Here is a 10,709-nt window from a genome sequence, read left to right on the forward strand (position 1 = left end):
AACGATAAGAAAAGCAGATAAGGTAGTAGTATTAAAAGATGGAGAGATAATAGAAGAAGGAACACACAACGAATTAATAGAAAGTTCTCCTGTTTACAAAGAGATCATCGAAAGTCAGTTAGTGGTGTGAAAAGAAGGGTTATCTCAGCTTTTTTATTTTTTTTCAAATTAACGTATATGATATAATTTGATTGAGTTCATTTATATAAGAAAAAGGAGATTTCATGCCTACAATACCTATATCTTATTAGTTCAATACAGTACCAAATTTGAAAATGAAGAGATTGGGGATTTGATGAAATGAGGAACTTAAAAAACGTTGAAAAAGAAATCAATGAATTGATATTATATTTAACTAAAAATACTAATGTTATCGCTTTTTTTATTTTTGGTTCTTTTGGCACTCAATACCAAAATCAAAATAGCGATATTGATTTTGCTATTCTATACGATAAAGATATTACTTTAAAAGAAGACCTTATGTTAGAAGTTAAAATAAGCGAAATATTTAAAAGGGACGATATTGACGTTGTTAATTTGAACAAAGTGCCAATAAATTTGCAACACAGAGTTATTTATACAGGAGACTTATTGTATTGTAGGGATAAAATAAAATTAGCAGATTTCAAAGAAAAAGTATTTAGAATTTATGGAGATTATGGAATTACTCTAAAATTCTTCTATGAAGACTATTTAAAAGGATTGATTGAGAAATGAACTTAGATAAAGAGAAAATAATAAAAAAGATGAATATTATTAAGAGGGCTCTTCAGAATCTCGTTGAACTTTCTCAAAATTCCAAAGAAGAATTTTTATCAGATTTTAAATATTATGATTCTGCGAAGTACAATCTACAAGTTGCTATAGAAGCTATGATAGATATAGGAAATCATATTATATCTAGATTAGATTATGAGCCTCCAAAAACTTATGCTGAAACTTTCGAGATTCTAAGTAAACACAATATCTTGCCTAACGATAAGGTAAACAATTACAAACTTATGGCAAGATTCAGAAACAAAATAGTTCACTTTTACGACGATATAAACGAAGAAGAAATATATAATATCTTATTAAATAACTTAGAAGATTTTGAGGATTTTTTGAAATATATTTCCCTTTTTTTAGAAAAAGGGAAATAAACGCAATCTTAGTTTTTAAAATAGAAAGTATAGTATCTTAGATTAATAAAACACCTTTAACATCTCAATTAGCTTCTCTCTTTCTTCACCTTCAAAAACACAGAAAGAAGTTACAGATAGTCTTCTTTTATGAGCTAATGTATAAAAGAGACACCTATATAGGCGTCCCCAATAGTTTTATGATGGAGAATTAATGAATTTTTATAGATTTTGATTATATATAAATAAGATGGTATTTAATCTGTTAAACTTATTTCAGTGAAATAGCAAAGATATGCATTGTTGGAATGTTTGGTAAAATAATAGATTTTATAGGGGTTTCTTTCAAAGGGATTTTTATTAAGAATAATTTAGGATTAATATTTTCTTTAATTCCTAAGTTATTATATCTGTAGTCGAAATTCATTAAGACTGTCTCTCCAAAAGCTGGTTCTTGGCACCAGTCTGAAAAAGATAAATTCTTTTGTTCACTTGTTTCATCGTTATAAACTATGGTGAGGTCTCCTTCGTAGTTACCATGATTACAAGAACCCACGGCATACAAGAATGAAGAAGTAAAAAAGTCATTTTTCAAATGAATTTCTTGAGAAGTACATATAACGTTATCTTCTCCATCAATTTTAAACTTAAAATAAACATCTTCATTTTCAAAGTGATAAATATCATTTTCTAATAATTTTTGAATCTCTTCTGCAGGGTACTTTGCTCCTAAAACTCCATCAGGGTTATCGAAATTTCCTGACTTTCTGTTTGGGAAATTAACTATTCCATCATTATTAAATAATTCATCTAAATTCAAAATATAACTCTCATTTATTTTCTCGGTAGATACTTCTACTTTTTGAACATACTGACTTTTTATCTCCGTTGGTTCATATTCTACTTTTATTGTGTCTTCCTGAGTAAATTCATAGTAATTATCTTTGAATTTGTAAACAAAACTGGGATCAACAGGTTTTAAAATAACTTGATCTATGTATATGTGGCTGTTGTCTGGTTTGAAATATAATATTATTTCATTTTTATTCATGTTTATTACTCCCAAACTATTTATACCTTTTGATGATTTTATAGTTCCTTCGATAGAATGATCTCCTGATGTTACTTTAAAAGTTGTGTGAGGTTCAAAAATACCACTGATGAAAATTTCATAAGTACCTGGATAAAAGTTATCTATAGTTTGCCTGACTCTAATACTTTCGTCAGTTTTCAGAACCACATTATTTATGTTTTCGAGAGTAAAACTGTATATTCCTGTATTCATTTTTTCAACCTCAAATAGATGGGCTTTCCTTCCAGAGATTATTATTGCTTGCGTTAATTCTTGAAATTCTATTGGTAAAGTTTTTAATCTTGTTAAACTTAATAATGCACAAATTGTTGATTCTGCCCCAGCATTACTATTTATATATACAGAATGCAAAGAATCGTATCCTTCGCCGTTTGGTCCGTACATAGGAGTATTCAAATGATTATTTCTTTCATAGAACCCACCAAAAAGGGCAGCCAAGTAAGCGTATTGAACATCATTTGTAACTTCATATAATTTTGTCAAAGTAGAAATGATTGGCTCAACCCCATAAGCTATTTGAGGGTATAGTTTTACATATTCTGATATTTCGTAAACAGGGCCTAAAGAAAGTAATGCTGGATAAAATTCATCTGCAAGAAGTTTTGCAGAATCCAAATATTTCTGATCTTGCGTAATTTTATAAAGCTCTACCAAAGCTTCTCCTTGCCTGCTTCCCCAACTATGCCAGATTAAATTTGTTTCGCCTTCGTTGTAAGCGCCTCTTAAAAACCCTTCTAATATTTGGGTTTTTAAAATAGAATCTCCTACCTTAATAGCTAATTCTTTAACTTTTTCATCTTTCGTGTATTTATAATATTCTATAACTCCCAATAAAAAAACCGACGAAACATCTGAATTATGATTTAAAAAATAATTTTCGTCTAAGCTTTTATATAAAAAACTATACGCTAACTTTGCAGAATTTATCAGCCGCTCTTGAAATTCTTTATCTGTTTCGAATATCTCTATGGCATTTGCAATGGACCAAAATGCTCTTGCGGCCCACCAATTAGCAGATTTCCTACTTGTTATTCCTTGCCTGTTTATTGTTCCATCTGAAAAAACAAAATTGTAAAAATCTCCATCAGTATCTTGAAAAGCCAAAACAAAATCCAAAGCTTCTTTAGCTCTTTGCAAATAAAATTCTTGGCTATCTATTTTGTAAAGTTCTGTATATAATATAGCGACACGTGCTACATCATCGACACAGGTAACTCCTTCTCCTTTAGCTTCTGTATGAACGTACTTATCGCCAAATTTTTCCGAATAAATCCAATAGCCAACTTTTGTTTGACCTTCTATTTTGAACTCATCTCTTAAAAATTCTAGATGATTCAAATTTATTTCGGGTAAAGCAAAAGAAATTAGTGGCAAAAATATCAATGAAAACATAATCAATAACTTCTTCTTCAATTTTGAACCTCCTTTGAATTTAGGGGATGGTTTCGCCCTATGCCTACTATAAATTCAAAACACTATTTCCAAATTATCTAATTTAAATAAAGAGTTTAGAGAGTTTTCTCTCTAAACCCTAATTTAATTACTTACAAGTTTTTATTCTTTTATAAAATATTTTCTGTTAATTATTCAATGAACAATTTAACATTTTGAATTTCATGTGTTCTATTTTCAAGAAGTTTGATAGCCTCTACGGAATTTTTAGCTGAGTACATTGAAAAATATCTCGTGTAAGTAAGTTTATCTCCTGCTTTAAATTTCATCATCCAATCAGCTTCCTTTGTATCTTCAAAAACTCCCTTGGTTGCTTCATAAATGTTTAGTTCTCCTGGTATCCAACGGAATATGCCATCTCTGAATTCTCTGCTTTCATAGAACCAAAAATCGCCGTACACGAATTTTTGAAGATCGGAATAAATAACAGGTTTTTCAGGTAATATTTCTGCTGCTATCAAATTATATTTATCGGAGAAGTTCGCTCTCCAATTCTCCATTGAAACAAAGCAGTATGTTGCTCCCCACCATAAAGGTTTCATTGATTCAATAGCTGGAAAAGCTATATAAGAATTTTCTTCTACGTTTATAACTGCATCTCTTTCTTTCCAGTATTCATAAGGAGATATTCCTAATTGTTCTGCCCAAATCATTCGTCTAAACATTGGAAGAATGTGAAAAGCATTGTCATCCAAACTTGTCAGAGGGGCGGTTGCCATAACCTGTAATTTCATTATATCAACATAATTAGTAAAAGAAAATTCGTTTTCTACAAGGATATCTCCCGTTTTAAAAATATACGACGATATTTTTTGATTAAACCCTGGTAGATCTTCATAGTACAACAAGCCTTGAACACATACTGCAACAGGACCTGCTTCATAAATTTTTAACTCTTTTACATTTAATCCTGCAGAAGTAGTTTCAACATGTCTACCTAATTTTTCATCAACATAATAGGTGCTTCCTGACCATCCAGCAATTCTCGCCGTTCCCAGTTCATTATACAAGTTACCTTCAACATTATTAAACTTAACAAAATTGGCCAACCCATGATTGTTTACTTTTACACTAAACTTATCTGAGGTTATAATGTATTCTCCGTCTTTTTCTTCAACCGTAAAAATAGGATTGAATTGTAATAATTCTAAATCCCAGTTATCAGAGACAACTATCTTTGCTTCTTTTTTGAAAGTGAACAATAACTTATCGCTTGAAGAAATTCTTCCATTTTGATCGATGTCAACAATTTGATATGGAATATCTTTGTTAGATGAATCCTTAACTCTTATAGAATACCAATTCGCATCAAAATCTTCGCCAACTAAATCCAACAACTCAGAAAAACTTATTACGTAGGGTACTTCTAAATCTGTTTTTTGTTCTGTAACTATTCTAATAATTTTTTCAGCTGAAAAAATTGACAAACCTAATGAAAGAATTACACAAAACACCAAAAATACCCTTAAATTCCTCATTTTATTACCCCCTTAAAGTTTTATCTTATTTGTAAGCGCTTACATATTTATTTTAATATAAATATAAAAAAAATCAAAACGTGATTATGAGCGATTAAATAGGAATAGAGACAATTTAGAGAGATTATTCGGGAATAATTAAAGAATTCTTGGAAAATTAAGATTTAAAAAATTACATTTAATTTCAGTTTTTGTTTTGTATTTATAAATTAAATATTTTATATCTAATCGCAAATAAATCACTATAAATCCTTTTAATCGATGATAATCTCGTATAGTCATCGTTGGCATTTTATTTACCGTATGATATAATAACTATGTAAGCGCTTACAGATAGGAGGAATAAAAATTGTCTACAATAGATGATGTGGCAAAGTTAGCAGGAGTCTCTATCGCAACTGTTTCAAGAGTTTTAAATGGGAAAAATGGAATATCAGATAAAACAAGAGAAGCAGTACAAAAGGCTATAGAAGAGTTAGATTACAAACCTTCGAGGACTGCTAGGGATTTAGCTAATAAAAGAAGTTTATTAAACATAGGAGTAGTAATCAGTGAAAGAATTGAAAGAATCTTAAATACAAAAGATCTTTTTGGGATTAGAGAATTTTATACAACAGTATTAACAGGAATAGAATCGTATATAAAAGAGAACAAATACACTTTGGATTTAAGAATGTTTAGTAATTGTGATGATGATTTTATTAAAAGCATAGATGGGCTATTAATAATAGGAGGAGATCAGTTACCAGAATGTATAAAAAACGCTGAAATCCCTAAAGTGTTAGTAGATAATTATATCCCAAGTTTAAAAGTTGATTCTGTTATATCAAACGGTTTTGATGGTGCTTATTATGTTATAAAAAAGATGATAGAAAGAAATTATAAAAGAGTAGTACATATACATGGGCCATTAGATTTTTACAGTTTTAGAAATAGATACGAAGGTTATACTGCTGCAATGTCTGAAAAAGGATTATTACCTCAAACATTTGAATGCGATGAAACACGAAATGGGATTTGTTATGCCTTGAATTTAGCTTTATCAAAAAATCCAGAAGTAATTTTTGCTTCAAATGACGTCATAGCTTTAATAATTCTTGATGAATTGAAAAAAATGAAAATTAATGTTCCAGATGATATTCAATTGATAGGTTTCGATGACATAATATCTTCTTCTATTTCTGAACCAAAATTATCTACCTTGGAAGTGTTCAAATATGAAATGGGAAATATTGCAGTAAGTAGATTAATAGATCTTATTAACGGTAAAAATCCTCACCCTGCAGTTATATCTCTTTTTACTACTTTTGTAGAAAGAGAGAGTACGCTTAAAAAATAAAGCTTTAGAAGCCAACCTGCGTTTTAAAGGAATTCTAAACTGAAGCTTTTATAAAAATAAGGGAGGTTAGATGGTATGAAAAAGTTATCAGTATTATTGTTAATAGTTTTAATATCAACATTTGCTTTATCTCAAACAAAACTTGTATTTTGGACAGCACCAAATCCACAACAAGAAGCTTTTTGGAAAGAAGTTGTAGCAGAATATGAATCTTTACATCCTGAAATAGAGATTGAATGGTCTACTATTCCAGCGGCAGGTAGTTCTGAAGAAGCAATATTAACAGCAATTGCATCTGGAAGAGCCCCTGATATTTCTACAAACATTTTTTCAGGATTTGCCGCACAATTAGTCGAAATAGATCAGCTTATGGAATTAGACAAACTTGATGGTTTTGATGAATTGGTGGAAGCAAGAAAGATGGGAAGTATCATTGAAGGATGGCAAATAAATGGTAAAAACTATGTAATACCTATTTATTCAAATCCTATTTTGATGTGGTGGCGATCTTCTCTTTTAAGGGAAGCCGGATTTGAAAATCCACCAAGAACATATGGCGAAATATACGAATTCTCTAAAAATTTCGTTATACCGAAAGAAAGATATTCAGTTCAAATTATTCAAGGAAGAAACTGGTGGGATAGATGGTTTGATTTTATTACTTATTATTACGCAGCAAGTGAAGGAAAATCATATGTAGATACATCAAAAGGTAGAGCGACGTTTAACGACGAAGCTGGAAAGGAAGTTGCAGAATTTATAAACACAATGTTTAGAAACGAATGGACAGCTGTTGATCTTGGTTCCAACCCTTTCTACATTGGGGATATAGCAGGAGGGTTAAGAGGTCCTTGGGAAATATCTTTTGCTCAAAACCAATTTCCAGATATAGTAAGTGATATCGTTATTTCTGCTCCCCCTGTTCCTGACAGTTATCCTCAAGATAAACCAATCTACACTTTTGCAGATGCAAAAGGACTTGTAATTTTTAAAACAACTAAGCATCCAAAAGAAGCTTGGGATTTTGTAAAATGGGTTTTTTCAAGAGAAGATTTCGACTTGAAATGGCTTGAATACACAAAGATGCCACCCGCAAGAGAAGATCTCTTAACGAACGAATTATTTTCAGATTTTTGGGAACAAAATCCTTTGGCAGCAGAATACGCTAAATACGTTCCTTACGCTGTGCCACCTGCAACAATTTCAACAACAGTTGATGTACAAGATTTAATGACTTTTGAGTTAGTAGAACCATTAATGTATGGAACCAAAGATCCAAAAAAGGCTTTAGATGATGTAATCAAGGCAATAAACAGGATACTTTGGTAAAGGTAGGGGAAGATGATGGCTAAAAGGTTAACAAATTTAGCAAAAAAGGAAGCAAGGAAAGGATTAGGCATATCTTCAATATATCTTGTATACACTGCGATATTTTGGGGTTATCCCTTTGTGTGGTTGTTTATCCTCCTTTTTTCACGATGGAGATTTGTAGGTACTCCTCAATTCGCTGGTTTATACAATATTCAGAGGGTCTTAACAGACCCTCTTTTTTGGAAAACTGTTGGTAATGTGTTCCGATTTATGCTCTATTATATTCCTTTTGTTTTACTTGGCTCTTTACTTTTTGCAATAGCACTTAATAAACTTAAAGTTGGTAAAACATTTGTTGCTTTGTCTTTTTTGGTTGCAAATGTATCATCAGGAGTTGCCTATTCTATTATGTTTTCAAATTTATTTTCAGTGAATGGACCTATAAATAGAACTCTTTACAATGTTTTTGGAATAACTATTCCATGGTTTACAAGTCCGCAATTGGCAATGTTTTCAATTTCATTGATAGTTATTTGGAAATTCATAGGATATTATGGACTAATATTATACGCTGGTCTGACCGCTATTCCAAAGTCTTTGTATGAGGCAGCAGAATTAGATGGAGCTGGAAATTTAACAAAGTTTTTTAGAATTACGCTTCCCTTATTAAACCCATCTATAGTAATGGTAATGGTTTTAGCTATAACTTTAGCCTTTGGAATATTTACAGAACCATATATGATAACGGGAGGAGGTCCTATGAGAAGTACTTTGACTCCAATGATGCATATGATAACAACTGCTTTTCAAAGGATGGATCCAACTTATGCTGCAACAATGGCTGTATTTGTGGCTATTATAAGTTTTGGCTTGATATTGGTAGTTAGAAAAACTATAGAAAGAGAAGTTGATCTGGTATGACAAACAAAAAGATAACAACAGGTAATTTAATACTTCATATAGTAATGTTCGGTCTAGCATTAGTTTGGTTATATCCATATGCATGGTTATTTTTAGCATCGGTAAAACCTTCTGCTGAAATTTATACAAGATTTTTACCCACCAGATTTACTTTAGAACATTTTAGATTTATTCTGGAAAGTGCTGAAAGAATGAATAGACCTTTTGTAAGAGCTTTTTTTATCAGTCTATTTATCTCAGTTACGGTTACAATTTGTGTTATAATCACTTCTGCAATAATTTCTTTTGCACTTTCAAAATATCGTTTTAAAGCTAGAGAAGGTATTTTCAATTTCATTATTTTTCAAATGGTCTTCCCCGGTTTCATGTTTACAATTCCTTTATATATATTAATGAGAAATATGAATTTATTAAATTCATTAGCTGCTCTAATCGTTCCTTTTGTAATGAGTGGATGGGGGATTTTTATGATGACACAGAGTTTCAGAGGAACTCCAAATGATTATATAGAAGCCGCTAAGATAGATGGAGCTTCTGATTGGTTCATTATTTTTAGGATAATGCTTCCTTTAAACAATTCTGTTATGGCAATTGTAGGTTTATTTACGTTCATAGGTGTATGGGACAATTTCATGTGGCCACTTATAGTAATACAAGATTACTATAAAATGCCACTTTCCGTTTTATTGGCAAGTTTTAATCACGAGTACGGCGCATATATAGGCCCTGTTATGGCTGGATCTGTTATACAAACTCTGCCAATGGTGTTAATCTTTATAATATTTAGAAAAGCATTCCTGCAAGGAATTTCAATGTCTTTAAAATAAAAATACTCAAAAGCGAAAGGAAGGGATTTAATTTGAATTTAAAGTTAAAAAGGCATCCGTTAAACCCTTTATTTGGACCAAATCCTATGCATTTATGGGAATCTAGATACGTTTTTAATCCAGCGGTAGTATACGATGGAGAGGTTTTTCATATGTTGTATCGTGCTCAAGGAGAAGATATGGTTTCCAGAATAGGATATGCAGCTAGTGTTGACGGAGTACATTTCAACAGAATGGAAAAACCAGTATTTGAACCTAATGATCTATCAGAATTATATGGAGTTGAAGATCCTAGAATTACTTACTTAAATGGGAAATACTATATGTGTTATACCGCTTACTCTCCAAAAAACGCAAAGATAGCTTTGGCATCTACGGGAAATTTTTTTACATGGAAAAGGTATGGTATTATTTTACCAGAAAGTCCAAATAAAGATGCCGCTCTATTTCCTGAAAAGGTTAATGGAAAATATGTTCTTATCCATAGATTAGAGCCTGATATATGGTTTGCTTACTCGGATGATTTAAAACATTGGGGAGATTACAAAAATATTGCATCACCTCGTGAGGATTATTGGGATAATTTAAAGATTGGAGCAGGTGGACCACCTTTGAAAACACCTTATGGGTGGTTGTTTTTGTATCATGGGGTACAAGAAGATGTTAGGCCAGTATATAGACTTGGATTTATGCTTTTAGATTTAAATGACCCATCAAAGGTGTTAAAAAGAACAGAAGAACCAATTTTGGAACCAGAAGAAAATTGGGAAATTTTCGGAGGAGTTCCTAACGTTGTTTTTTCTGATGCCTTAGTTGAATATAAGGATAAATACTATGTATATTATGGTGGAGCAGATAATTATATTGCTTTAGCCACCATTTCAAAAGAAGAGATTTATAAATGGATAACAAAATAAAAAACCGGGATTATGAACTGCCCCATGTCAAGTAGACACAAAAATTAATAAAAAACTATATACAACGGGATGCTTGGTTTCTGAACTCAACGGGAGCCAGGCATCCAAGATTTTCTGGAATCTATCTTTGTTATAAAATTGGTTCTATTCCCCTTCCTCGAAGGGGTGGATGCAGCGTTTTGTGCTGCAGACGGGGTAGTCACTCTTTAATTTGCTTTTAGCAAATTATATGTACCACACCCTGTCAGAC

At 31.3% G+C, this 10,709-nt stretch carries 9 protein-coding genes; 7 read left to right on the forward strand and 2 right to left on the reverse strand.

Annotation, left to right across the window (positions count from 1 at the left end):
- Positions 1–300 precede the first annotated feature (300 nt).
- Both PW5551_RS09905 and PW5551_RS09910 read left to right on the forward strand, forming a co-directional pair.
- A complete protein-coding gene (locus PW5551_RS09905; RefSeq protein ID WP_113075613.1) occupies positions 301–717 on the forward strand; it encodes a nucleotidyltransferase domain-containing protein in 417 nt (138 codons plus the stop codon).
- Positions 714–1,142, forward strand: a complete 429-nt coding sequence (locus PW5551_RS09910) for a DUF86 domain-containing protein (RefSeq protein WP_113075614.1) — start codon at positions 714–716, stop codon at positions 1,140–1,142. The genes PW5551_RS09905 and PW5551_RS09910 overlap by 4 nt, the downstream gene beginning before the upstream one ends.
- A 250-nt stretch (positions 1,143–1,392) precedes the next feature.
- Here the strand turns inward: PW5551_RS09910 and PW5551_RS09915 are convergent, their stop codons facing one another.
- The gene (locus tag PW5551_RS09915; protein WP_113075615.1) at positions 1,393–3,627 is read right to left on the reverse strand and encodes a beta-L-arabinofuranosidase domain-containing protein; all 2,235 of its coding nucleotides are present in this window, start codon (positions 3,625–3,627) and stop codon (positions 1,393–1,395) included.
- A gap of 170 nt (positions 3,628–3,797) precedes the next feature.
- Positions 3,798–5,144: a hypothetical protein gene (locus PW5551_RS09920; RefSeq protein ID WP_113075616.1), complete on the reverse strand. Its 1,347-nt coding sequence runs from the start codon at positions 5,142–5,144 to the stop codon at positions 3,798–3,800.
- A gap of 349 nt (positions 5,145–5,493) precedes the next feature.
- Here PW5551_RS09920 and PW5551_RS09925 point away from each other — a divergent pair, with 349 nt between their 5' ends.
- The 5 genes from PW5551_RS09925 to PW5551_RS09945 all read left to right on the forward strand — a co-directional run bounded on the left by PW5551_RS09925 (position 5,494) and on the right by PW5551_RS09945 (position 10,459).
- Entirely contained in the window at positions 5,494–6,483 is a 990-nt protein-coding gene (locus PW5551_RS09925) for a LacI family DNA-binding transcriptional regulator (RefSeq protein WP_113075617.1), read from the forward strand.
- A 75-nt stretch (positions 6,484–6,558) separates the two neighbouring features.
- Complete coding sequence (locus tag PW5551_RS09930; protein ID WP_113075618.1) at positions 6,559–7,812, forward strand: extracellular solute-binding protein; 1,254 nt, start codon at positions 6,559–6,561, stop codon at positions 7,810–7,812.
- Between the two features lie 15 nt (positions 7,813–7,827).
- Positions 7,828–8,715: a carbohydrate ABC transporter permease gene (locus tag PW5551_RS09935; RefSeq protein WP_113075619.1), complete on the forward strand. Its 888-nt coding sequence runs from the start codon at positions 7,828–7,830 to the stop codon at positions 8,713–8,715.
- Positions 8,712–9,542 carry a carbohydrate ABC transporter permease gene (locus PW5551_RS09940; RefSeq protein ID WP_113075620.1) on the forward strand — a complete coding sequence of 277 codons (831 nt, stop codon included), beginning with the start codon at positions 8,712–8,714 and terminating at the stop codon, positions 9,540–9,542. The genes PW5551_RS09935 and PW5551_RS09940 overlap by 4 nt, the downstream gene beginning before the upstream one ends.
- Positions 9,543–9,574: 32 nt before the next feature.
- Entirely contained in the window at positions 9,575–10,459 is an 885-nt protein-coding gene (locus PW5551_RS09945) for a glycosidase (protein ID WP_113075621.1), read from the forward strand.
- Positions 10,460–10,709: the final 250 nt, after the last annotated feature.

It is taken from the genome of Petrotoga sp. 9PW.55.5.1, assembly GCF_003265365.1.
Classification (GTDB): Bacteria; Thermotogota; Thermotogae; order Petrotogales; family Petrotogaceae; genus Petrotoga.